Here is a 24969-nt window from a genome sequence, read left to right as displayed (position 1 = left end):
GCCCGCATGCAGGACTTGCCGCGCTTGCCCGGCGGGGGATAGACCGGATCAAACGGCATCCCGATCGGAGACATGATGTCCGACAAGATCCACACCTCGGTCGACCTCACCGGCGAAGACATCCATTGGGCCCCCGAGGGCGGCCTGTCCTACGGGCGCTATCTCGCGCTTGACGACGTCCTCTCGGCACAGAACCCGATCACCGACGAGCATGACGAACTCATGTTCATTATCATCCATCAGGCGGGCGAGCTGTGGCTCAAGCTCTGCCTGCACGAGCTCGACGGGGCGATCGCCTGCCTGCGTTCCGGCGAGACCGGCCCGGCCTTCAAGATGATCGCCCGCATCGCCCGCATCCAGGAACAGCTGACCCAGTCCTGGTCGATCCTCGCGACAATGACGCCGGCGGACTATCTGCGCTTCCGCGACAAGCTGGGTCAGTCCTCCGGCTTCCAGTCAGCGCAATACCGCATGCTGGAGTACAAGCTGGGCAACAAGAACGCCGCCCTCGCCCGCGTTCACGAGAATACGCCGGTCCATGACGAGGTCCTCGCGGCACTGAACGCGCCGAGCATCTATGACGAGACGCTGAAACTCCTCGCCGCGGAAGGATTCGACATCCCGTCGGAGGCCACGGATCGCGACTGGTCGAAGCCCTACGAGCCCTCGCAGGCCGTCGAGGATGCCTGGAAGACCGTCTACCGGAACACGGAGAAGTACTGGGCGCTCTACGAACTCGCCGAGAAGCTGGTCGATCTCGAACACCGCTTCCAGACCTGGCGTTTCTCGCATATGAAGACCGTGGAGCGGATCATCGGCTATCGCCGCGGCACCGGCGGATCGAGTGGCGTCGGCTATCTCGTGAAGGCGCTCGACCTGCGCTTCTTCCCGGAACTCTGGACTGTCCGGACATCGCTGTGAGCGAGACAAGGCGCATCTGGGACATTTCACAAACACTGCGGCCCGGCCTGCCTGTCTGGCCCGGTGACACGGCCTTTGCGATCGAACGGACCTGGGCGCTGGAAGGCGACTGCCCGGTCAATGTCTCGAAACTGACGCTCTCGACTCATTCCGGCGCTCATGGCGACGCCCCGCTGCATTACGACCCGGACGGTGCGGCGATGGAGGCGGTCGACCTCACGCCCTATATCGGCCCCTGCCGGGTCTTCGACGTGCGCCATGCACTCGGCACGGTGAAACCGGCCGACTTCGACACCGGCAAGCTGGCCGGCCAGACCCGCATCCTGTTCCGCACCTATGACGCCTTCCCGCACGAGATCTGGGATTCCGGCTTCACCGCCGTTGCCCCGGAAACCGTGGAGGCGCTTGCAGCCGCAGGCGTGAGACTGATCGGGATCGACAGCGCCTCGATGGACCCGGAAGCCTCGAAAACGCTCGAAGCACACCACGCGGTCCGGCGCGCCGGCATGCGTATCCTCGAAGGCCTGGTGCTCGATGACGTCCCGGAGGGCGACTACGAATTGATCGCCCTGCCGCTCAAGATCGCCGGTGCCGACGCCGCTCCGATGCGCGCGATTCTGCGGAGCCTGACATGACCGATCTGACGCTCGATTCCGTCCGCGAGATGGATCGCGAGGACACGCTGGCGAATTTCCGCGACCGTTTCGATATTCCCGAGGGTTTGGTCTATCTCGACGGCAACTCGCTGGGCTGCCTCCCGAAAGCCACGCCGGACCGGATCGAGACGGTCTTGCGTGAGGAATGGGGCCGCGACCTGATCCGATCCTGGAATTCGGCGGACTGGATCAACGCGCCCCGCCGGGTCGGCACAAAGATCGCGAAGCTGATCGGCGCGAACGACGACGAGGTGGTCGCCGCCGATTCTACATCCATCAATGTATTCAAGGCGCTTTCGGCGTGTCTTCAACTGAACCCGAAGCGAACGATCCTGCTGTCGGAACGCGGCAACTTCCCGACCGACGTCTACATGATGCAGGGCCTGTCCGTGCTGTCAGGCGGCCGGATCGAGACCTGCCTCGTCGATGGCGAGGACATAATCGGCGCGCTCGACGAGTCCGTTGCGGCCCTTCTCCTGACCCATGTCCACTACAAGACCGGCCGCATGCGCGACATGAAGGCGGTCACCGCCGCAGCCCACGAAAAGGGCGTACCGGTGATCTGGGATCTATCGCACAGCGCCGGCGCCGTCCCGGTCGACCTGAAGGGTGCGAACGCCGACTTCGCGGTCGGCTGCGGCTACAAATACCTCAATGGCGGGCCCGGCGCTCCGGCCTTCATTTTCGCGGCGAGGCGGCATCAGGACGCCGTCTTCCCGGCCCTGTCCGGTTGGCTGGGCCACGCCGCGCCCTTCGAGTTCGACGACACCTACCGCCCGGCCCCCGGCATCGACCGCTTCCAATGCGGCACACCAGGCATTCTGGGCATGGCTGCCCTCGAAAGCGGCCTCGACGTGATGCTCGAGACCCGGATGACGGATTTGCGCGCCAAGTCGTCCGCGCTGGGCGACCTCTTCATCGCGTTGATGAACGAGCGCTGCGCGCAGCACGGCTTCACGCTGGCCTGCCCGAAGCAAGCAGAAGAGCGCGGCAGCCAGGTCTCCTTCCACCACAAGGAGGGCTACGCCATCATGCAGGCCGTGATCGCGCGCGGCGTGATCGGCGATTTCCGCGCGCCGGACATCCTGCGCTTCGGATTCGCCCCGCTCTACAACAGTTATGAAGACGTCTGGCGCGCCGTCGGGGCGATCCGGACCGTCATGGAGAGCGGTGAGTGGCGCAATGAAAAATACGCACAGCGCGCCGCCGTGACGTGAGCCTCGCCCGCGTCTAGTCTCGCAAGCAACGAACCGGAATCGGTCCTGGGGAGGACAGAACCCGCATGAAGATCGCCTGCATCGGCGGCGGCCCCGCCGGCCTCTATTTCGCGATCTCGATGAAGCTGCGCGATCCGTCCTGCACGGTCGACGTGTTCGAGCGCAATGCGCCGGACGACACCTTCGGCTGGGGCGTCGTCTTCTCCGACCAAACGATGGACAATCTCCGCGCCAACGATCCCGAAAGCGCCGCGGTCATCGCCGACAGCCTCGCGCATTGGGACGACATCGCCGTCTATTTCCGCGGAACAGTGGAACGCTCCCGCGGGCATGGCTTTTCCGGCATCGGCCGGATGCGGCTTCTGAACCTGTTGCAGGACCGGGCCCGCAAACTCGGTGTCGGTCTGAAATTCGAGGCCGAGATCGATCCCTCGCTCGAAAGCCTCTCCGGCTACGACATGATCGTCGCCAGCGACGGCATCAATTCCCGGATCCGCGAAGCGCACCGGGAGGTGTTCAAGCCCGACATCGACCTGCGCGCGAACAAATTCGTCTGGCTCGGTACCAGGAAGGTATTCGAGGCCTTCACCTTCGCCTTCGTCGAAACGCCGCATGGCTGGGTCTGGGCTCATGCCTATCGGTTTGACGATGACCTCTCGACCTTCATCGTCGAGTGCTCGGAAGACACCTGGCACGGCCTCGGCTTCGACACGATGGACCAGGACACCACCTGCCGCGCCTGCGAAGCCCTGTTCGCGGAATGGCTGGACGGCCACGCGCTGATGAGCAATGCGAAGCATTTGCGCGGAAGCGCCTGGCTCAATTTCCGCCGCGTGCTGTGCGAGACCTGGATCAAGGACAATATCGTCCTGCTCGGCGATGCCGCCCACACGGCGCACTTCTCGATCGGATCGGGCACCAAGCTCGCCTTCGAGGACGCCATCATGCTGGCCGACGCGTTGACGCAGTCCGAACGCCCGCTGGACGAAGCGCTGCACGACTATCAGGAGACGCGGAAGGTCGAAGTCCTGAAGCTGCAGAGCGCGGCGAGGAACTCGACGGAATGGTTCGAGAATCTCCCGCGCTACACGCATTTCGAGCCGATCCAGTTCGCCTACGCCCTGCTGACCCGCTCTCAGCGCGTCAGCCACGAAAACCTCCGCCTGCGCGATCCTGAATGGCTCGGCAAGGTCGAGAACTGGTTTGCCGGAAAGCATGGCGCCGATCAGCGGCCGCCCATGTTCACGCCCTTCCGCATCCGGAACATGGAGTTGATGAACCGCGTCGTCGTTTCACCGATGTGCATGTACTCGGCCGAGAACGGCGTGCCGAACGACTTCCACCTCGTCCATCTCGGCGCTCGCGCGCTGGGCGGGGCGGGCCTCGTCTATACCGAGATGACCGATGTCAGCCCGGAGGGCCGAATCTCGCCGGGATGTACGGGGCTGTGGAATGACGAACAGGCCAAGGCTTGGACGCGCATCGTCGATTTCGTCCATACCCGCTCGGGCGCAAAGATGGCCATCCAGTTGGCCCATGCGGGCCGCAAGGGTTCCACCCGGGTGCCGTGGGAGGGGGATAACCAGCCCCTGCCCGAAGGCGGCTGGCAGACCATCGCCCCCTCTCCCGTCCCGTGGGATTCCAGTCATCCTCTGCCGCGCGAAATGACGCGAACGGACATGGATCAGGTCCGCGAGGATTTCGTCGCGGCGACCAGGCGCGCACTCGACTGCGGCTTCGACATGGTCGAACTGCACGCCGCGCACGGCTACCTCCTGTCCTCCTTCATCACGCCGGTCTCGAACAAGCGGACCGACGAGTATGGCGGCAGCCTGGAGAACCGGCTGCGTTTCCCGCTCGAAGTCTTCCGCGCAATGCGCGCCGTCTGGCCGGCGGACAAGCCGGTGGCGGTCCGCCTGTCTGCAACCGACTGGATCGGCGACGATGGCATCACGCCGGATGAGACCGTGAAGATCGCCCACGCCTTCATCGAGGCTGGCGCGGATCTGATCGACGTCTCGGCGGGGCAGACGACACCGCTCGCCAAGCCCGTCTACGGCCGGATGTTCCAGACGCCTTTCTCCGATCAGGTCCGCAACACGCTGCACTGCGCCACGATGGCGGTCGGCAATATCTACGAACCGGACCACGTCAATTCGATCCTCGCAGCCGGCCGCGCCGACCTCGTCGCGCTGGCGCGTCCGCACCTCGCCGATCCGAACTGGACGCTTCGAGCGGCGGCGGAACTTCAGTATCGCGGGGCGAATGTCCCCAAACAGTATCGAGCCGGAATCAGCCAGTTGGCGCGCAATCTCGAACGCGCCGCAGAAATGGGGGAGTTGAAAGTATGAGTGTTCTCAAGGGCCGCCGCGCGGTCATCACGGGGGGCGGCACGGGAATCGGTCTCGCCACGGCCAAGCGTCTTGCCGCCGACGGCGCCTCCACCGTCCTGATGGGCCGCAATCTGGAGCGTTTGGAAAAGGCAGCCGCGGAAATCGACGGTGCCACCGCCATCCAGTGCGATGTGACTGACCAGGCCAGCGTCGCCGCGGCCTTCGCCAAGGCCAGCGCGGGCGGCAAGATCGACATCCTCGTCAACAATGCCGGAATCGCCTCGGGACGCCCCTTCCACAAGCTCGACTATGACGAATTCCGCCGCATCCAGAACGTCAATGTCGACGGCGTCTTCCACTGCACCAAGGCAGCGCTGAGGGATCTGATGGGCGGCGACTACGGCCGCGTCGTGAACATCGCCAGCGTCGCGGGACTGCGCGGCGGACCTTACATCTCGCACTATTGCGCCTCGAAGCACGCCGTCGTCGGCATGACCAAGGCGCTCGCCGCCGAATGGGGTCAGACCAAGGTCACGGTGAACGCCGTCTGCCCGGCCTATGTCGAGACCGACATGGCGGAAAACGCGATCAACACGATCATGTCGAACACCGGCCGCACGCGCGAACAGGCGATCGCCGAACTGGCGGGCATGAACCCGCAGAAGCGCCTGATCCAGGTCGAGGAAGTCGCCGAATGCGTTGCCTGGCTCTGCCATCCGAACAGCTTCACGGTGAACGGCAAGGCCATCTCGCTCGATGGCGGCGCGCCATAAGGCCCGTATGATGAACCCGGAAACCTTCGCCCCCGAACACTTCCGCTGGGATTTCGACGAGGGCGTGGCCACGGTCACGCTCAACCGGCCCGAACGGAAGAACCCGCTGACCTTCGACAGCTATGGAGAGCTGCGCGACACCTTCCGGGCGCTCGTCTACCGGCCCGAAGTGAAGGCGGTCATCCTGACCGGTGAAGGCGGGAATTTCTGTTCCGGCGGCGATGTGCACGAGATCATCGGCCCGCTGACCGAGATGGACATGCCGGGCCTCCTTGCCTTCACGCGCATGACGGGCGACCTCGTGAAGGCGATCCGGGACTGCCCGCAGCCCGTCATCACCGCGGCGGACGGCGTCTGTGTCGGCGCCGGGGCCATCCTCGCCATGGCATCCGATCTCCGCGTCGCCACACCCGAAACGAAGACCGCCTTCCTGTTCAATCGGGTCGGCCTTGCCGGCTGCGACATGGGAGCCTGCGCCATCCTGCCCCGCATCATCGGTCAGGGCCGCGCGAGCGAACTCCTCTTTCTCGGCCGGTCGATGAGCGCGGAGGAAGGCGAGGCCTGGGGGTTCTGGAACCGCGTCGTGCCGCAGGGCGAGCTGATGGCCACGGCCAACGACCTCGCGGCGCGCATCGCGGCGGGACCGAACTTCGCCAACGCCATGACCAAGAACCAGCTCAACGCGGAATGGGATATGGGCATCCATCAGGCGATCGAGGCCGAGGCCCAGGCCCAGGCGATCTGCATGCAGACCGAGGATTTCCGCCGCGCCTACCGCGCCTTCGTGAAGAAGGAAAAGCCGGTTTTCGAGGGCAATTGATCATGGCGGACGACAGCTTCCTCGACTGGCCCTTTTTCGAAGAACGCCACCGCGATCTTGCGAGGGAGGTCCGTGCCTGGGCCGCCGGGAAGTTCGCCGAGGACGGCTTCCTCCACCACGGCGAGATCGACGACGAATGCCGCGATATCCTGACCGCCCTCGGTCAGACGGGCATCGCCGCCCATGCCGTGCCGTCGGCCTATGGCGGGGTCAGCGAGACGCTCGATGTGCGCTCGCTCTGCCTCGTGCGCGAAAGCCTCGCCTACCGGTCCGGCCTTGCCGATTTCGTCTTTGCGATGCAGGGGCTCGGATCGGGTACGCTGTCCCTCTTCGGCAGTGAAGACCTGAAATCGACCTGGCTGCCGCGGGTCGCCTCGGGTGAGTGTGCCGCCGCCTTCGCGCTCACCGAACCCGAAGCCGGATCGGATGTCGCCGCGCTGGCGATGACGGCGCGGAAGGACGGCGCGAGCTACATCCTCGACGGCCGCAAGACCTTTATTTCGAACGGCGGGATTGCCGGCTTCTACACCGTCTTCGCCCGGACCGGCGAAGCCGAAGGCGCACGCGGCATCTCCGCCTTCCTCGTCCCAGCCGACACGCCAGGCCTCAGCGTCGAGGCACGGATCGAGACCATCGCGCCCCACCCGCTCGCCACGCTGAAATTCGACGCCTGCCGCGTGCCGGAAACCGCGCTGATCGGACAAACGGGCAGCGGTTTCAAATACGCGATGGGCACGCTCGACGTTTTTCGTTCCACCGTTGCCGCCGCCGCGTTGGGCTTCGCGCGCCGGGCGATGGACGAAGCGAAACGCCGCGCCACGAACCGCAAGCTGTTTGGCGCATCGCTTGCCGACCTCCAGATCGTGCAGTCGCAGATCGCGGAAATGGCGCTCGATATCGACGCCTCCGCCCTCCTCATCTACCGCGCGGCCTGGGCCAAGGATGGCGGCGCGCCGCGCGTCACACGCGAAGCCGCAATGGCGAAGCTTCATGCCACCGAGACCGCCCAGCACACGATCGACAAGGCGGTGCAGATCTTCGGCGGGCTTGGCGTCACGGTCGGGTCGGTGCCGGAAGCACTCTACCGGGAAATTCGCGCCCTGCGTATTTATGAGGGCGCGTCCGAAGTCCAGAAAATCGTGATTGCGCGGCAGGTTCTGGGAGAAAGCTGATGCAGATTCTACAACCCGAAGGCTGGCCGCGCCCCAAGGGCTATTCCAACGGCATCGCCGTATTCGGCCGCCAGATCTTCGTCGCCGGACAGATCGGCTGGGACGAGACCGAGACCCTCATCTCCAATGATTTCGCCGAACAATTCCGCCAGGTTCTGAAGAACACGCTCGCCGTGCTGAAGGAGGCCGGCGCCGGCCCCGAACACGTCGTGCGCATGACCGGCTACATCACCGACCGCGACGAATACCTCGCCGCAGGCAAACAGATCGGCGCGATCTGGAAGGAATTGATGGGCCGCAACTATCCCGTCATGGCCTTTGTCATCGTCGCCGGCCTGATCGAACCCCGCGCGAAGATCGAGATCGAAACGACGGCGGTCCTGCCGGGCTAAACCCGCTCCAGCACCATCGCCGCGCCCTGGCCGACCCCGACGCACAGCGTGACGAGTGCGTAGCGGCCCTGCTCCGCCTTCAGCCGATGCGCCGCCGTCAGCGCCAGCCGCGCCCCGCTCATGCCGAGCGGATGGCCAAGCGCAATCGCCCCGCCCCAGGCGTTGAGACGCGGGTCGTCGTCGGCGATGCCCCAGCTGCGCGTGCAAGCGAGCACTTGCGCGGCAAACGCCTCGTTGAGCTCGATCACGTCGATCTGGTCGAGGCTGAGGCCCGCCAGCTTCAGCGCCTTCTCGCTCGCCGGGACCGGGCCGATCCCCATTGTGCGCGGCGCGACCCCGGCGGGGGCGTAGGACACGATCCGCGCCAGCGGCTCACCGGCATCCTCGCTGCCGACCAGCAGCGCCGCCGCGCCGTCATTCACACCAGACGCATTGCCCGCCGTGACGCTACCGCCCTTACGGAAGGCCGGTTTCAGCTTCGCGAGATCGTCCGGCGACACGTCCGGGCGGGGATGCTCGTCCTTGGTCACCGATACGGGATCGCCGCGCCGCTGCGGCACCGGAACGGCCACGATCTGTTCCGCCAATCTGGATTCAGAAGCGCCGGCAAGGCGCTGGGATCGCAGCGCGAACGCGTCCTGATCCTCCCGCGAAATACCATGCTCCTCGGCGAGGTTTTCCGCCGTCTCGCCCATCGCATCGGCGCCGTAGATTGCCTCGAGTTTCGGGTTCACGAAGCGCCAGCCAATCGTCGTGTCGAAGATTTCCGCGCGGCGGTCAAAGGCGGCTTCCGCCTTGCCCATCACGAAGGGGGCGCGCGACATGCTTTCCACGCCCCCGGCGATCACGCAGCTCGCCTCACCCGTCTTCACCGCCCGCGCCGCCTGCGCCACGGCTTCGAGACCAGAGGCGCAGAGCCGGTTCACCGTCACGCCCGGCACGCTCTGCGGCAGGCCCGCGACCAAGAGCGCCATACGCGCGACATTGCGGTTGTCCTCTCCCGCCTGGTTGGCGCATCCGAGGATCACCTCGTCGATCGAGGCGGGATCGAGACCGGGATGCCGCGCCAGCAGCGCGGTCATCGCCTGCGCGGCGAGATCGTCGGGCCGCACGCTCGACAGCGCCCCGCCATAGCGGCCGATCGGCGTGCGCACGCCGTCCAGAATGAAGGCTTCGGTCATTAGCGGCTTCCCGTGCTAGACAGTGCGAATCCGGACGGCGTCACACCACCACAAGAAGCGCCGCCGCACCAAGGGGAGATATGCCATGCCGATGCAGCCCTCGGGCTATGTCGACACGAGCGCGCGCGAAGCGCTGCCCGAAGAGTCCGACTGGCCGGACCTGATCTTCACCACGCCCGACGTCCAATACCCGGATCGCCTGAACGCCGCCGCCGAACTGCTCGACCGCGCCGTCGCGAAGGGTTATGGCGACCGGATCGCGATCCACTCCGCCGAGAAATCCCTCACCTATGCCCAGCTCCTCGCCGCGGCGAACCGCATGGCGCACGCACTGGTCGACGATCTGGGGCTTCAGCCGGGCAACCGGGTCCTGCTGCACGGGCCGAACAGTGCCGACATGGTCATTGCCTGGTATGCCATCCTGAAGGCCGGCGGCATCGTCGTGGCAACCATGCCGCTCCTGCGTGAAGCGGAACTCACCAAGGTCGTCACCAAGGCCGATATCCGCCTCGCCCTGTGCGATACGCGGCTCGCCGACCCGGTCCATGCTACCGCCAGGGCCGACACGCCGCTGAGCGATGTCGTGGAATGGGGCGAAGGCAAGATGCTCGGCGCCCTCACCGCGCGCAAACCCGGCACGTTCGAAAATTGCGACACGGCGGCGGACGATATCGCGCTGATCGCCTTCACATCCGGGACGACCGGCCAACCGAAAGCGTGCGCGCATTTTCATCGCAACGTGCTGGCCATGGCCGACACGTTCGCCAAGCACCACCTGCACCCGAAGCCGGGCGACATCTATGCCGGCACGCCGCCCTTCGCCTTCACCTTCGGCCTCGGGGCTTTCGTCGTCTTCCCGGCACGCTTCGGCGCCACCGTCGCCCTGCCTTCCAAGCCCGGCTTCGAGGCGCTGTGCGAGACGATCGAACGCTTTCGGGTCACGCACACCTTCACCGCCCCGACCGGCTACCGCGCCATGCTGGGCCTCAGGGACCGTTTTAATCTGTCCTCGCTCAAAGGCGGGGTCTCAGCCGGGGAACACCTGCCGGCCGCCACCTGGCAGGCGTGGAAGGTGGCGACCGGCATTTCGCTGATCGACGGGATCGGCGCGACCGAGATGATCCACATCTTCATCTCCGCCTCCGGCTCGAAAATCCGGCCCGGCTCCACCGGCAAGCCGGTTCCCGGATACGAGGCGAAGGTGATCGGCGAGGACGGCAACCCGGTTCCCGACGGCGAGATCGGCCGCCTCGCCGTGCGCGGCCCGACGGGCTGTCTCTATCTCGATGACGACCGGCAGAAATCCTACGTCCAGGACGGCTGGAACATCACCGGCGATCTCTACCGTCGCGATGGCGACGGCTATTTCTGGTATGTCGCGCGCAATGACGACCTGATCGTCTCGTCCGGCTACAACATCGCCGGGCCCGAGGTAGAGCAAGCGCTGCTCATGCACGACGCGGTCATGGAATGCGCCGTCGTTGGCACGCCTTGCGAGGAGCGCGGCAGCGTCGTGACAGCGCATATCGTGCTGAAGGACGGCCGCACCGGCGACGACGCCCTCACCGCCGACATCCAGGCCTTCGTGAAGCGAACCATCGCGCCCTACAAATACCCGCGCCGCATCGTCTATGCCGAAGCCCTGCCCAAGACCCAGACCGGCAAGATCCAGCGCTTCCGGCTGCGCGAGGGTGAGGCCTGATCTGGCGGCGCGAAGCGGTGCGCTCTAGGGTGCGGCCAACCAATCAGGAGTGGTGCGATGCGGCAATTCTTCGTCTTCATCAAATGCGAGCTGGCACAGACCTATGACGTCGCTGCCGCGCTGGTCGACCAGGTCGAGGAAGCGCGTCAGGTGCATTCGATCTCCGGGTCGTTCGACCTGCTGGCGCATTTCTCGGTCGATGCCGACGCCGATATCGGCCGCTTCGTGAACCGGAAGGTCCAGACCATCCCGGGTATCAAGGACACGCAGACCATTCTCTGTTTCAACGCCTTCACGCGCGACCAGGGCCTCGGCGAAGGCTGACATGCATTTCGGCGTCTTCGACCTCTTCAAGATCGGCATCGGCCCGTCCAGCTCGCACACGGTCGGCCCGATGGTCGCCGCGCGTTCCTTCCTCGTCCGGGTCGACGAGGAACATGGCATCGACGCCGTCGATACGGTCCAGGCCGAACTCTATGGCTCTCTGGCCCTGACCGGACCGGGCCACGGCACCGACAAGGCGGTCATTCTCGGCCTTGAAGGCGCGAAACCCGACACGCTGGACCCTGACGACGCCGAGAATCGCCTTCACGCAGCGCGCAAGGAAAAGCGTATCAAGCTTCTGGGAAAGAAAGTGGTTTCGCTTGATCCGGCGACCGACGTGAAGATGAAGGGTGAAACGCGCCTGCCCTTCCATTCGAACGGGATGAAATTCCGCGCGCTCGACGCCGACGGCAACGTGTTGCGCGAGGAAATCTGGTATTCGATCGGCGGCGGCTTTGTGATCGACGAAGCCGAAGCCGGCCGTAATTCAGCCGTCTCCGGCGATCACGAGGGCGAACCCTTCCCCTTCGACACGGGCGATGAATTGCTCGCCCAGTGCGACCGCTATGGCCTGACCATCCCCGCCCTGATGATGGCGAACGAAACGGCGTTCCGCGACGAGCAGGAAATCCGCGACGGCGTGAACCGGATCTGGCGCGCCATGGAAACCTGCATTGACCGGGGCTTGCGCGAAACCGGCACCTTGCCCGGCGGCCTAAATGTCCGCCGCCGCGCCCCCTCCATCCATCGCGACCTGCTGGACCATCCGGAAAAAGCCGAAATCGATCCCCTCACCGCAATGGACTGGATCAATCTCTGGGCCATGGCGGTGAACGAGGAGAACGCCGCTGGCGGGCGCGTCGTCACCGCGCCCACCAATGGAGCGGCCGGTATCATTCCCGCCGTCGCACGCTATTTCGACCGGCATCATCGCCGCGACGACGACCCGGACGCCATGCTGCGATTCTTCCTGACGGCCGCCGCGATCGGCGCGCTCTACAAGAAGAATGCCTCCATCTCCGGCGCGGAAGCCGGTTGCCAGGGCGAGGTGGGCGTCGCCTGCTCGATGGCGGCCGGTGGCCTCGCCGCCGCACTCGGCGGAACCAACCGCCAGATCGAGAACGCCGCCGAGATCGGCATGGAGCATAATCTCGGCCTGACCTGCGATCCGGTCGGGGGCCTTGTCCAGATCCCCTGCATCGAACGCAACGCCATCGGCGCCATCAAGGCGATCGACGCGGCGCGCCTCGCCCTCAAGGGCGACGGCGAGCACAAGGTCTCGCTTGATCAGGTGATCCGCACTATGGCCGACGTCGCGAAGGACATGTCGGACAAGTACAAGGAAACCTCGACCGGCGGTCTCGCGGTCAACGTCCCGATGTGCTGATCACCCGGCGTTGCTGGCTGCCGCGTTCGAAGCGGTATTCTCCGTATCGTCGAGGATGTTGAGCCGCTGGCCGTCGCGCAGGTTTTCCGCGCCGCGGACGACGACCCGGTCGCCCGCCTCGATCTCGCCCGTCACGCCGATCCAGTCGCCGTCCTGCGCCCCGCTGCGGATGAGCACGCGGCGTGCGGTGTTCTCGTCCGATACGACCCATACGAAGCTGCCCTCATTGCGAAGCACCACGGCGTCCTGCGGCACGGCAACGACCGTCGCCGGAGTTTCGGTCGGGAAGGAAGCGCGCACGGCCGACCCGATCAGCCAGGGCGACTCCGACAGATCGATGCGGACTTCGAACGTCCGGGTAACCGAGTCGCCCACCGGGATCAGCGCCCGGATCGGCGCATCGACATCATGCGTGCCGTCGCTGACCCGGATGGTCTGACCTTCGCGGAGATAGGGCGCAACCGAAACCGGCACCTGGGCGCGAGCCTCGATCCGCTGCGTATCGACAAGACGCACGATCTGCGCGCCGGGATTGGCATACTCGCCGACCTCGATCAGGCGCTCGGTCACACGGCCGCTGAACGGGGCCAGGACGCGCGTCCGGTCAAGGTCGAGGCGGGCCCGCTCGACCGCGCTGCGCGCCTCGGTGTTCTCCTGAACCGCCAGATTACGGGCCAGTTGCACCTCGCGCAGCCGGTTGGCCGCCGCCGTGCCGTTCTCGACCAGCTGCGTCCAGCGCTCCAGCTCGCCTTCCTGATAGGCGGCATTCTCCGAGGTCCGGGCGTAGCGCGACCGCGCCTCGTCCAGCGCCAGCCGGGCCATGCGGTCGTCCAGCTGCGCGACCGGCTCGCCGGCCTCGACCCAGTCACCGGCTTCCGCGACATCCACGACACGACCCGAGGCTTCGGATGCGATCTGTGCGTCATTCCGGCTATAGACACTGGCCGGGCTTTCGATCTGCCGCGCCATTTGCCGCATCTCGGTCGTGGCAACCCGCACATTCGCTGGCGGCGGTCCGCCGGCCTGCTGGAAGCCACCCGTCGCGAACGCCAGGAGTGCAGCCAGGGGAATGAAAAAGCGTTTCATCGAAGGGCTCCTATTCCGCAGGCTGCGGATTGAGGGCGACGGGCGCCGCGCGGGTTTCACCGATCCGCAAGAGCGACGGCAGAAGGAAAAGGGTAAAGATCATCGACACCGCCATGCCGCCGACGATCGCCGCGGCGAGGCCGCGATAGATCTCGCTGCCCGCGCCGGGAAAGATCAGCAGCGGCGTCATGCCCAGAATACTGGTCAGCGTCGACATGAAGATCGGCCGCATCCGCATGCGCAGCGCTTGGTCGACCGCCTCGCGGCGGCCAAGACCTTCGCGCTCACCCTGCCGCGTCTGGTCGACCAGCAGAATGGCGTTGTTGATGACGAGACCCAGCAGGATGATGAAGCCCATCATCGTCAGAAGGTCGAGCGGCTGACGCGTGTGCGTTGTCGCCTGCATCACCATGTCGAGGATGCGTAGCACCGCCACGCCGCCAACGGTCGCCAGCGGAATCGTGATCAGCACCAGACCGGCATCCCGGATCGACCGGAACAGGCCGGCAAGGATCAGGAACAGGATAAACAGCGCGAACAGGAAGTTTTGCGTCATCGTGTTGATCGCCCGGTTCAGCGCATCCGCCGCGCCGCCATAGGTGATCGACCCGTCCGCCGGCAAGGCTGCACGAAGCTGCGGCTCGATCTCGTTCTGAATGACGGCGAGCACCTCCTGCAGCGTCATGTCTTCAGGCTGCGACATGAAGAGCGAAATCGTGCGCCGTCCGTCGAGGCGCTGCAGCCCCGAGGGCGTCAGCGTTTCCTCGATATCGACGAGGTCCCCGAGCGGCAGGACGACGCCGGACGGTGTGGTGACGGGCATGCCTTCCAGTTCTTGCGCCGATCGCCAGCCATCGGACCGGAGGATCATGTTCAGCCGCCGGTCGCCGTCGAAATATTCACCGACGAACAGACCATCCCCCATCGCCGAGACGACGCTGGCGACACCGGCGCGGGTCCAGTTCACCTCCTGGATGCGGCGGTCATTCGGAATGATCGAATAGCTCGGCTGGGTCGCTTGCGGCGATGGATTGGCATTGATGTTCGACGTCGGGAAGCGCTCGCGCAAAAGGCGCATCCCCTCCTGCGCGGCAGTCGCCAGTGGCCCCGGCTCGGCCGACTGGATGTTCACCTGAACATTGCCGCCACCGCCGAAATTGCCGAACAACTCGCCCCGCGCTGCAAACGCCTGCACGTCCGGAATGCCCTGCACGATTTCGTCGCGGACGATCCGCTCCAGTTCCCGGACATCGGCAATGTCGCGCGGGCGCACGCCGAGCGTCGCAAAATTCCCGCCCTGCCCGCCGATATAGTAATTGCGCAACGCCGGTTCGCGTTCGCCGTTCATATAGGGCGCCAGGCGCTCCATGACCGGCTGTACGACCTCCTCGCGCACCCACTCCCCGTCCGACCCGGGAGGCAGCATGAAGAAGGCATCGATCGCATCGCGCCGGACCGGCGGCAGATAGTCGAGATTGGGCAGCATCACCCAGGTCAGACCGAGGGGTACCGAGACCAGCGCGGCAATCATGCCGTAGCGGCGCACCGGCCGGTCGCTGGCAAACATGATGAAATCAGCCAGTTTCGACAGCAGCGGCTGTTTCGACTCGAGCCCACCGGAACGCACCCATTTCGCTGCCGCGACCGGCAGGATGGTTACCGCGACAATCATCGAAAGTCCGACGCCGACCGCGATCGTGATCGCCAGATCGGCGAAGAGCTGGCCCTCGGCATCATCAAGGAAGATGATCGGCAGGAAGATCGCGACCGTTGTCGTGGTCGAGGCGAACAGAGCCCCCCATACCTGCCCGGCCCCGTTCGCCGACGCGGTCTCCGGGCGTTCACCCGCCTCCCGCCTCCGCACGATGTTCTCCATCACCACGATCGCGGCGTCGAGCACCATGCCGGTCGCGAAGGCGAGCCCGGCGAGCGAGATCACGTTGAGCGACCGCCCGAGGACGAACAGCACGATCAGTGTGGACAAGAGGCAGATCGGGATCGCCAGTGCGATGATGGCCGTCGCCCGCGCCCGGCGCAGGAACAGCCACAGCCCGCCGATCGCCAGCACCACGCCGAACAGAAGGTTCGTGCGCAACAGGTTGATCGCCCGGTTGATAAAGACCGAGGAGTCGAACGAGGGCTGCAGGGTCAGGCCAAGTTCGGCGGCCTCGTTCTGATTCAGGCGTTCGACCTCCGCCCGGACCGCCTCGAGCGTCGACAGCACATTGGCGCCGTTCTGGCGGCTGACCGCGATGCCGATCGCTGGATTGCCGTTCTGGAAGGCAAAGCCCTGGCGCTCACCCAGCCCGATCCCGACCGAAGCCACATCGCCGAGACGGACCGGCCGGCCATCACGCCAGTCAATGACGAGATCGCGCAGTTCCCGCGGATCATACTGGCCTTCATAGTTCAGAACGAAGGACCGCCGGCCCACCGTCGCATCGCCGCCCGACACATCGCGATTGCCGTTCAGCGCAGCCGCGATTTCAGGGATCGACACGCCGAGCGCCGCGGCCCGGTAAGGATCGAGAATGATCTGGAATTCGCGGTTCCGGAGCCCCCAGTTGATCTGGGCATTCGCGACACCCGGCAGGGACGACAGGCGCGGCACAACCACATTCGAAGCGAAGTCGGCGAAATCATCGACCTCGTTCGGGTTATCCGGAAGCAACTGGATGAAATAGTAGATCAGCATGTCGCCGGATCCGCCGGCCGCGCCGTTGACCACGTTGGGGCCGAAGGCGTCGAGCGGCATCGGCGGCAGCTGGTTCATCCGGCCGATCACCTCGATATAGGCCTGATCCATATCGGTGCCGTTGGCGAAGCTCAGGGCGATGAAGGAAAAGCCCTGATTGATGTTCACCCGCATTTCCTCGAGCCCGGAAATGCCCGTCAGGGCCTGTTCCATCGGCTCGACGATTTCCGATTCCATTTCCTGCGGCGACGCGCTGCGCCAGCCCGTCATCACGAAGAGCTGAGGCTGGCTCGTGTCCGGGAAAAGCTGCAGCGGTAGGCGCGTGAACGCCATCGCGCCAACGACGCCAATCAACAGAACGGCGATCAGCACCGCCACGGGATTCTTGAGCGCGAAGCGAGTCAGGAACATGAATTTGGATCTCCCTCACCGTCTTGGTGGGGCGCGACGCCTCGCCGCACCCATACGGCGGGATTACACTTGGTTCACGCCGCTCACGCGGGCGTGACACGGCGAACGACCAGGCACGAAAAAGCCGCGCCGGTGGATCCGGCGCGGCTCCCAGTATTGAAATTGAAAAACGTGTTCAGGCGGCGAGCTTGTCCGACACGGTGAATGCCGCCTCGGTCGAGGCCTTGATCTCGTCGAGCGTAACGTCCGGTGCCAGCTCCTTCAGGACCAGCCCGTCCGGCGTGACTTCGAACACGCCCATCGTGGTGATGATCAGGTCAACGACCCCCGTGCCCGTCAGCGGCAGCGAACACTGCTTCAGCAGCTTCGGCTCACCCGCCTTCGACGTGTGGTCCATGACGACCACGACGCGCTTCACGCCGGCAACGAGGTCCATCGCGCCGCCCATCCCCTTCACCATCTTGCCGGGGATCATCCAGTTGGCGATATCACCCTTTTCGGAGACTTCCATCGCCCCCAGGATCGACAGGTCGATATGCCCGCCGCGGATCATGCCGAAGCTGTCGGCCGACGAGAAATAGCTCGTACGGCGCAGCTCGGTGATCGTCTGCTTGCCGGCATTGATCAGGTCCGGGTCTTCCTCGCCTTCGAACGGGAACGGACCCATGCCCAGCATGCCGTTCTCCGACTGTAGCGTCACATCGATGCCTTCATCGATATAGTTCGCGACCAGCGTCGGGATGCCGATTCCCAGATTGACGTAGAATCCGTCTTCCAGTTCCTGCGCGGCGCGGCGCGCCATGTCTTCGCGGGTCCAGGCCATTACGCACTCTCCTTCTGACGCACGGTGCGCTGTTCGATGCGCTTCTCGAAAGATCCTTTCACCACCCGTTGCACGAAAATGCCGGGCGTGTGGATCGCGTCCGGATCGAGATCGCCGAGCTCGACGATTTCCTCGACTTCCGCGACCGTCACCTTGCCGGCCGTTGCCATCATCGGATTGAAGTTCCGGGCAGTCTTCCGGTAGATCAGATTGCCTTGCGGGTCGGCCTTCCAGGCCTTCACGATCGACAGGTCCGCCGTCAGTCCCGTCTCCATGATGTAGCGCTCGCCACCGAATTCGCGCTCTTCCTTGCCTTCGGCGACCAGCGTGCCGACACCGGTCTTCACGAAAAAGGCCGGTATGCCCGCCCCGCCGGCGCGGATGCGCTCGGCCAGCGTGCCTTGCGGGTTGAATTCCAGCTCCAGCTCGCCCGACAGGAACTGACGCTCGAATTCCTTGTTCTCGCCGACATAGGACGACAGCATCTTCCTGATGCGCTTGGCATCGAGAAGCTTGCCGAGACCGAAGCCATCGACCCCGCAATTGTTCGAGATGATCGTCAGGTCTTTCACGCCGGAGTCGAGGATGGCCTCGATCGCGTTTTCCGGAATGCCGCACAGACCGAACCCGCCGGCCATGATCGTCATTCCGTCGAACAACAGCCCCTCCAGAGCGGCGGCGGCATCGGGATAAATCTTCTTCATGAACGTCCTCTTCGGCCCATTGGCGGTTCGGAAGTGTTGCGCTGCGTTATATCGCGTTGCACTGCGAAAACCAGAGGCAGGCGTCAGCCGTGCTCGCGTTTCAGATCAATCTCGATCGCCAGCGCCCCGCCGAAGAAAACGGCATAGGATGCCCAGTAGATCCACAGCAGGAAAACGATCAGCGCGCCGAGCGAACCATAGGCGCCCGGATGCACGACGGTCTGCACATAATAGGTGAATCCGGCTGAGATCAGCATCCAGATCAGCGTTGATGTGAGCGCTGCGAAAACCGAGGCATTCCAGCTGACCTCTCCGGCGCGGCGCATCGTGTAGCGATAGAGCAGGACAAGCGCGGAGATCATGGTCACAGCGACGGCCGTCCACTCATTGAACAGATAGCCGGTGTCGAGGCCGCGAAGTCCGAGCCATTGCAGGACGGGTCTCAACAGGACCGGGATCGTCAGAACGATCAGATTCGCGGTCGCCAGAAGCGTGCCGCCTGCCATGACTGCCGCGATGGCGAGCAGGTTGAATTTCACGATGCTTCGAAGGTCCCCCACCCGCGCAATCTGATTGAGCCCGGCGATCAGCGCCTTGGCGCCGCGCGACGCCGCGAAGAAGGAAATCGTCAAGGCGATCAGGCCCTGGATCGACAAAGAGGCACTCGATGTCTCGGTGAGCCGGGCGACCTGATCGGTCGCAAAACTTCGTGCCGATGGCGGCAGCACGCCGGCCAGGCGCGCAATCTGATCCTGCGCATCCTCGATCGAGAAGACGAGGCCATAGACCGAGGCCAGCGCCGCAACGGCGGGAAACAGCGCCAGCAGCGTGAAGAAGGACACGCCTCCTGCGAACAACATCACCTCGCGCGCCATAGTCCGGCGGATGGCGCGGAATACCACGCCGACGACCGGAAGCTGCGCGAACAGCACGGAAAGGCGGCGCACGTGACGGAAAACCTGGCGGACGGGATGCATGGCCCTGCGCTTAGCGCATTCGGCGCCACACGAAAAGCGAAGCGCCAGCCATTGGGGGTGGCTGGCGCTTCTTGTGCTTGATCGGCGTTGTGCCGATGAGGCGGCGGAGGTGCGAGGGACGAAAATTCCGCCGGTCTCGAGGATGGGTATGCCAAAACCGTCTTGAACCGCGGATGAACGGTTCCGTTCAGCTTCGATCGCGCGAGACCGGGCAAACACGGTTTTCGTCTCGGCGCGAATGTGACACTGTGCCGTGTCCCGAGCGCATTTCCATTGGGGGTCGGATTGGCGCGCATCCTCGACATTCTGGTGTTCGACGGTTCCGGCGAAGCTTCGCTTCCCGGCCTGTCGCGCCTCGACATCCGCACGCGCGACTGGGACGGCAGCGCAGCGGCGCTGAACAAAACCAATTTTGACGCCATCATACTGGTGGACAGCGATATCGACCGGCTCAAGCCGGTGATCGAGCAGATCAATGCCTCGCCCTCGCGGAACGTCCCCCGTCTGGCGATTGCCGATGGCACAGATGTCCCGGAAGGACTTGATGCCTGGCTGCGCCCGCCCGCGGCCGCCAATCAGATCGCGTCACGACTGCGGGCGCTCGTCCGCCTCAAAGTGATGGAAGACATCGTCCGCCGCCGCCGTGCAGCAGCGGAGGTCTTCGGGCATGACGACTTCATGGTCGCGGAAGAATCGGGCCGGCCGACCGTGCTCTTCGTCGGCGAGGCGACAACCCGTTTTCTTGACCTGCGTCACGCCCTCTCGCGGGCCGAGGCCGATGTGGTAGCGGCTTTCTCCAGCTATTCCGCCTTTGACTACCTGCACGAGCGCGCATTCGACGCCGTGGTTCTGAACGCGACAACGCGTCAGGAAATGGCCTTCACCATCTCCTCGGCCATGCGGCGCAACGCCCGGCTTTACCACACGCCCGTCCTGCTACTCTCGCGCAGCAACCGGCAGGAAGAGGCGGACGAAGCCTTCGCGCGCGGCGTCTCCGACATCTTGCCGTGGGACGCAGACGAGACCGAGATTCGCGAGCGTGTCCTGCGCCTCGCCAGCGAGCGGCAGCGCCGCCGCAAGGCCCGCGCCCAGTTGGATGCCTGCCGCGCCACGAAGACGCTCGATGCCGACTCGGGCCTGTTCAGGGCGCGCTTCGGCCTCGCTCACCTGCAGGACCTGCTCAATGCCGGCGAGAAAGCGCACCGCCCGACCGGCCTGGTCCTGATGCGTCTTGGCGCACCGTCCGAAGCCCAGTCCGATGCCGCCATCCGGTCGGCGCGAATCCAGTTCGCCTCGATGCTCCGGCATCTCTTGCGCGCCGAGGACTGCCCGGTCGCGATGGCCAACGACCTCTATGCCGCCATCCTGCCCTGCACCCATCTGGACGGGGCTGACAGCGTTGCCGAACGCATCCGTGCGATTGCCGAATGCACGGCCTTCGAGGGTGATGATCCTCTGAAGGCGTTCCGCCTGACGGTCGAAACCGGAACCTCGGAAGCGCGCGGCGGCGAAACCGCCGAAGCCCTGATCGAGCGCACGCAGCGCCAACTCGGTCTGCCGCAGACGAAGGCGGTCTAGGCCGCCACCCGCCGCGCCAGGTCCGCCAGCCGCGACAGACCGCGCTCCAGTCCTTTGAGACGCGCATCGGGCGTCGGCCAGTCGCCGACGAGAACCAGCTTCTGGTCCGGCCGCACACGGAATTCATCCGGGCTCTTCGCCATCAGCTGCACCAGTCCCGCCGGATCGGCGAAGGCGTCATTGCGGAAGCTGACCACCGCGCCCTTCGGCCCGGCATCGACCTTGGCGACGCCCGCGACCTTGCACAGCGTCTTGATCGCCATGATCTTGAGGAGCTGGTTGACCTCGTCCGGCAGCGGCCCGAAGCGATCGATCAGCTCCGCGGCAAAGGCTTCGCGTTCGTCGCGCGTATCGAGGTCCGACAGACGGCGATAGAGGCCCAGCCGCACGTCCAGATCCGTGACATAGTCTTCCGGGATCAGGACCGAAGCGCCGGCATTGATCGCGGGCGACCATTCCCCGTCGCTCATCTCGTCCTCGCCGCGGATCGAGGCGACCGCTTCTTCGAGCATGGACTGGTAGAGCTCGACACCGACATCGCGGATATGGCCGGACTGCTCCTCGCCGAGGAGATTGCCGCCGCCGCGCAGATCGAGATCGTGCGAGGCGAGCGTGAAACCGGCACCAAGCGAATCCAGCGACTGAAGCACTTCAAGGCGTTTCAGCGCTCCGCCGGTGATCGTCTGGTTCGGCGGCGTGGTCATGTAGGCGAAGGCGCGCACCTTCGACCGGCCCACCCGGCCGCGCAACTGGTAAAGCTGCGCCAGACCGAACCGGTCCGCCCGGTGGATGACCAGCGTGTTGGCGGTCGGAATGTCGAGACCGGATTCCACGATCGTCGTTGAGAGGAGCACATCATAGCGGCCCTCGTAGAAGGCCGTCATGATGTCTTCCAGCTGGCTCGGCGCCATCTGGCCGTGCGCGATCACGAAGCTGACTTCCGGCACCTGTTCGCGCAAGAACTCGGACACCGCATCGAGATCGGAAATCCGCGGCACCACATAATAGGCCTGACCGCCGCGATACTTCTCGCGCAGCAATGCCTCGCGGATCGTGACCGGATCGAAGGGCGCGATATAGGTCCGCACAGCCAGGCGGTCGACCGGCGGCGTGGCGATGATCGACAGGTCCCGAATGCCCGTCAGCGCCAGCTGCAGCGTCCGCGGGATCGGCGTCGCCGTCAGCGTCAGCACATGCACTTCGGAGCGCATCTCCTTGAGGCGCTCCTTGTGCTTCACGCCGAAATGCTGCTCCTCATCGACGATCAGCAGGCCGAGATCCTGGAACTTGACCGACTGCGAAAGCACGGCATGCGTACCGATCACGATGTCGGCCTGCCCGGCTTCCAGTTCTTCCCTGGTTGCCGCGGCTTCCTTCGACGGGACCAGGCGCGACAGGCGGCGTACCTTCACCGGCCAGCCCCGGAAGCGTTCCTCGAACGTCTTGTAGTGTTGCCGTGCAAGGAGCGTTGTCGGCGCGACGACGGCGACCTGCCGCCCGCTCATCGCAACGACGAATGCCGCGCGCAGCGCGACTTCCGTCTTGCCGAAGCCGACATCGCCGCAGATCAGCCGGTCCATCGGCCGGCCCTTGGTCAGGTCCTCGAACACGTCCGAAATCGCGTTCAGCTGATCGTCAGTCTCCGCGAACGGAAAGCCTGCGGCGAACTCGTCATAGACACCGCTCGGCGGATCGATGGCGTCGACCTTGCGCGAATGACGTTCCGCCGCGATCCGGATGAGCTGGTCCGCCATGTCGCGCAGGCGCTTCTTGGCTTTCGCCTTGCGCGCCTGCCAGGCGGCGCCGCCGAGACGGTCGAGCTGAACCCCCTCCGTCTCTGCACCATAGCGGCTCAGGAGCTCGATATTCTCCACCGGCAGGAAGAGTTTCGAGCCGCCGGAATATTCCAGCTCGAGGCAGTCGTGCGGCGCGTCCTGCACGTCGAGTGTCTTCAGTCCGAGATAGCGCGCTAGCCCGTGATCGACATGGACGACCAGATCGCCGACCGACAGTGATCCGGCCTGCAGGATGACGTCAGCCGAGCGGCGGCGTTTCTGCGGCCGCGCCAGACGGTCGCCCAGAATGTCCTGTTCCGACAGGATGGCGAGCCCGTCGGTGACGAAACCGCGCTCCAGCTGGAAGACGGCGCGCGCCACGCCGCTCTTCGGCAGTGCGTCGACGCCGCGATAATCCGCAATCGCCTCGATCCCGGTCAGCCCGTGATCAGCCAGAACGCTGCCCAGACGATCCGAGGCACCTTCCGACCAGCTGGCCAGGATCACCCGGTGTCCGGCCTGGCGCAGTCCGGAAATATGGTTCTTTGCCGCTTCGAATACGTTCGTTCCGGCGGTACGCTCGGCTGCAAAGATCCGGCCCTGATGGGCGCCGAGGTTGACCGCGTGCGCGCCCGGATCGGCAAAGCCCGAGAATTGCCGGACATCGCGCTCGGCGAGGCGCGTCTTCAGGTCTTCCGGCGGCAGGTACAGCCCTTCGGGCGGCAAGGGCCGGTAGACCGTGCTGGCCAGCATGCCGGTCTTCGGGCCCTCCGGCGCGTTCTTCCGCGCGGCGTAATAGTCGCGGATCTGGTTCCAGCGCTCGTCGATTGCGTCCGAGGCCAACGCGTCGAGCCCGATCAACGCATCCGGTCCGGCATAATCGAAGACGGTTTCGAGGCTTTCGTGGAACAGCGGCAGCCAGTGTTCGACCCCGGCGGCGCGCACACCTTCACTGACCGCGTGATAGACCGTATCACCCGACGTCGCCGCGCCGAACGTCTTCAGCCAGCCAGACCGGAAGCGGGAAATGCTTTCCTCGGACAGGAAGACTTCGCTGACCGGGTTGAAGGCGGCTTCCTTCAACTGCTTCAGGCTGCGCTGACTTTCCGGATCGAAGGACCGGACCGATTCCAGCGAATCCCCGAAAAAGTCGAGACGGACCGGCTCTTCCGCCCCCGGCGGGAACGCATCGATCACGCCGCCACGGATCGCATAATCGCCCGGCTCCATGACGGTCGACACACGCGAATAGCCATTGCTGGCGAAATAGGCGCGCAGCCTTTCCTGCTCGACGATCTCGCCGGGACGAGCCCGGAACCCGGCCCCGGACATGACGGTGCGCGGCGCGGCGCGCTGCATCGCGCCATTCACCGACGCGATGACGATCAGCGGCTTGGTGTTCCCGGCAGTTCGGGCCGCCAGCCGCGCCAGCACCGCGGCGCGGGTGGAAGCCACGCGCGGCGCGGGCGAAACACGGTCATAGGGCTGGCAGTCCCAGGCCGGCAGGACCAGCACATCCATATCGGGCGCGAAAAAGCGGCATGCCGCCTCGAAAGACGCCACGCGCGACCCGTCGCGGCAGATGAAGAGGCCGACCCCGCCGCGCTTCCTCAGCGCATCGGCAAACACGAGCGCGTCATAGCCCTCGGGGACTTCCCCGACGGTCAGAGCGCCCGGCGCGCCGGCAATCTGTTCGATCACCGCCATCAGAGCTGCTTCGCGCCGCCCTCGGCGACGAAGCGGCGAATGTCGGCGATCAGCGAGGCATCGCGTTCGGCAGGCACCGCTTCGCGCTCCATGATCCAGGCGTAAAGCTCCTGGTCGGGCGCGCTGAGGAGAAGTTCGAGCGCGTCCAGCCCGTCACGATCGAGCATTTCGAGCCGAGAACGGACAAAGCCGCCGATCACGATATCGGCTTCCTTGAAGCCGCGATGTTCCGCGCGGAACAACAGCTTCTTGCGCATTACGGTGAGATCATCGGTCATGGGGGCGCGATATAGGCCGCCCCGGCGCTGGCGTGAAGCGCCCGCCTGCCCCATCGT

20 protein-coding genes are annotated in these 24969 nt (G+C 65.2%); 12 read left to right on the top strand and 8 right to left on the bottom strand.

Annotation, left to right across the window (positions count from 1 at the left end):
* Window positions 1–75 precede the first annotated feature (75 nt).
* The 8 genes from L5876_RS04220 to L5876_RS04185 all read left to right on the top strand — a co-directional run bounded on the left by L5876_RS04220 (window position 76) and on the right by L5876_RS04185 (window position 8284).
* Window positions 76–921: a tryptophan 2,3-dioxygenase gene (locus tag L5876_RS04220; RefSeq protein ID WP_236954855.1), complete on the top strand. Its 846-nt coding sequence runs from the start codon at window positions 76–78 to the stop codon at window positions 919–921.
* Window positions 918–1556 (top strand): arylformamidase, encoded by a 639-nt coding sequence (gene kynB, locus L5876_RS04215; RefSeq protein ID WP_236954854.1) that lies wholly within the window; start codon window positions 918–920, stop codon window positions 1554–1556. The genes L5876_RS04220 and kynB overlap by 4 nt, the downstream gene beginning before the upstream one ends.
* Window positions 1553–2794 (top strand): kynureninase, encoded by a 1242-nt coding sequence (gene kynU / locus L5876_RS04210; RefSeq protein ID WP_236954853.1) that lies wholly within the window; start codon window positions 1553–1555, stop codon window positions 2792–2794. Before kynB ends, kynU begins: the two co-directional genes overlap by 4 nt.
* Before the next feature lie 65 nt (window positions 2795–2859).
* Window positions 2860–5145, top strand: a complete 2286-nt coding sequence (locus tag L5876_RS04205) for a bifunctional salicylyl-CoA 5-hydroxylase/oxidoreductase (protein ID WP_236954852.1) — start codon at window positions 2860–2862, stop codon at window positions 5143–5145.
* Window positions 5142–5900 carry an SDR family NAD(P)-dependent oxidoreductase gene (locus tag L5876_RS04200; RefSeq protein ID WP_236954851.1) on the top strand — a complete coding sequence of 253 codons (759 nt, stop codon included), beginning with the start codon at window positions 5142–5144 and terminating at the stop codon, window positions 5898–5900. The genes L5876_RS04205 and L5876_RS04200 overlap by 4 nt, the downstream gene beginning before the upstream one ends.
* A 10-nt stretch (window positions 5901–5910) precedes the next feature.
* Entirely contained in the window at window positions 5911–6720 is an 810-nt protein-coding gene (locus L5876_RS04195; RefSeq protein WP_369281010.1) for an enoyl-CoA hydratase family protein, read from the top strand.
* Window positions 6721–6722: 2 nt separating this feature from the next.
* Entirely contained in the window at window positions 6723–7892 is a 1170-nt protein-coding gene (locus L5876_RS04190; protein ID WP_236954849.1) for an acyl-CoA dehydrogenase family protein, read from the top strand.
* A complete protein-coding gene (locus L5876_RS04185; protein WP_236954848.1) occupies window positions 7892–8284 on the top strand; it encodes a RidA family protein in 393 nt (130 codons plus the stop codon). The genes L5876_RS04190 and L5876_RS04185 overlap by 1 nt, the downstream gene beginning before the upstream one ends.
* Here L5876_RS04185 and pcaF read toward each other — a convergent pair.
* Window positions 8281–9465 (bottom strand): 3-oxoadipyl-CoA thiolase, encoded by a 1185-nt coding sequence (gene pcaF, locus L5876_RS04180; RefSeq protein WP_236954847.1) that lies wholly within the window; start codon window positions 9463–9465, stop codon window positions 8281–8283. The genes L5876_RS04185 and pcaF overlap by 4 nt on opposite strands.
* Before the next feature lie 91 nt (window positions 9466–9556).
* On the opposite strand from pcaF, the gene L5876_RS04175 reads away from it, so the two are divergent.
* From L5876_RS04175 to L5876_RS04165, 3 genes are read left to right on the top strand one after another with little or no spacing between them, the layout of a single operon-like run.
* Window positions 9557–11167 carry an AMP-binding protein gene (locus tag L5876_RS04175; RefSeq protein ID WP_369281009.1) on the top strand — a complete coding sequence of 537 codons (1611 nt, stop codon included), beginning with the start codon at window positions 9557–9559 and terminating at the stop codon, window positions 11165–11167.
* Window positions 11168–11224: 57 nt separating this feature from the next.
* Window positions 11225–11491 carry an Lrp/AsnC ligand binding domain-containing protein gene (locus tag L5876_RS04170; protein WP_236954845.1) on the top strand — a complete coding sequence of 89 codons (267 nt, stop codon included), beginning with the start codon at window positions 11225–11227 and terminating at the stop codon, window positions 11489–11491.
* Between the two features lies 1 nt (window position 11492).
* Window positions 11493–12878, top strand: a complete 1386-nt coding sequence (locus L5876_RS04165) for an L-serine ammonia-lyase (protein ID WP_236954844.1) — start codon at window positions 11493–11495, stop codon at window positions 12876–12878.
* Here L5876_RS04165 and L5876_RS04160 read toward each other — a convergent pair whose 3' ends face one another.
* From L5876_RS04160 to L5876_RS04140, 5 genes are all read right to left on the bottom strand, one after another.
* Window positions 12879–13964: an efflux RND transporter periplasmic adaptor subunit gene (locus tag L5876_RS04160; protein WP_236954843.1), complete on the bottom strand. Its 1086-nt coding sequence runs from the start codon at window positions 13962–13964 to the stop codon at window positions 12879–12881. It lies immediately after the preceding gene.
* Between the two features lie 10 nt (window positions 13965–13974).
* Window positions 13975–17070, bottom strand: a complete 3096-nt coding sequence (locus tag L5876_RS04155) for an efflux RND transporter permease subunit (protein ID WP_236954842.1) — start codon at window positions 17068–17070, stop codon at window positions 13975–13977.
* Between the two features lie 175 nt (window positions 17071–17245).
* Complete coding sequence (locus L5876_RS04150; protein WP_236954841.1) at window positions 17246–17893, bottom strand: CoA transferase subunit B; 648 nt, start codon at window positions 17891–17893, stop codon at window positions 17246–17248.
* On the bottom strand, window positions 17893–18597 hold the full coding sequence (locus tag L5876_RS04145) for a CoA transferase subunit A (protein ID WP_236954840.1): 705 nt from the start codon (window positions 18595–18597) through the stop codon (window positions 17893–17895). The genes L5876_RS04150 and L5876_RS04145 overlap by 1 nt, the downstream gene beginning before the upstream one ends.
* An 83-nt stretch (window positions 18598–18680) precedes the next feature.
* Window positions 18681–19544 carry a YihY/virulence factor BrkB family protein gene (locus L5876_RS04140; protein ID WP_236954839.1) on the bottom strand — a complete coding sequence of 288 codons (864 nt, stop codon included), beginning with the start codon at window positions 19542–19544 and terminating at the stop codon, window positions 18681–18683.
* A 315-nt stretch (window positions 19545–19859) separates the two neighbouring features.
* On the opposite strand from L5876_RS04140, the gene L5876_RS04135 reads away from it, so the two are divergent.
* Complete coding sequence (locus tag L5876_RS04135) at window positions 19860–21152, top strand: hypothetical protein (RefSeq protein WP_236954838.1); 1293 nt, start codon at window positions 19860–19862, stop codon at window positions 21150–21152.
* On the opposite strand, the gene mfd is transcribed toward L5876_RS04135, so the two are convergent.
* Together mfd and L5876_RS04125 are read right to left on the bottom strand one after the other, a co-directional pair.
* Window positions 21149–24634, bottom strand: coding sequence for a transcription-repair coupling factor (mfd, locus tag L5876_RS04130; protein WP_236954837.1), 3486 nt, complete (start codon window positions 24632–24634; stop codon window positions 21149–21151). The two genes, L5876_RS04135 and mfd, sit on opposite strands and share 4 nt — an antisense overlap.
* Complete coding sequence (locus L5876_RS04125; protein ID WP_236954836.1) at window positions 24634–24912, bottom strand: succinate dehydrogenase assembly factor 2; 279 nt, start codon at window positions 24910–24912, stop codon at window positions 24634–24636. Before L5876_RS04125 ends, mfd begins: the two co-directional genes overlap by 1 nt.
* Window positions 24913–24969 lie beyond the last annotated feature (57 nt).

Source organism: Hyphobacterium sp. SN044, assembly GCF_021864465.1.
Taxonomy (GTDB): domain Bacteria; phylum Pseudomonadota; class Alphaproteobacteria; order Caulobacterales; family Maricaulaceae; genus Hyphobacterium.
This window is presented reverse-complemented; position numbering and strand designations above follow the sequence as displayed.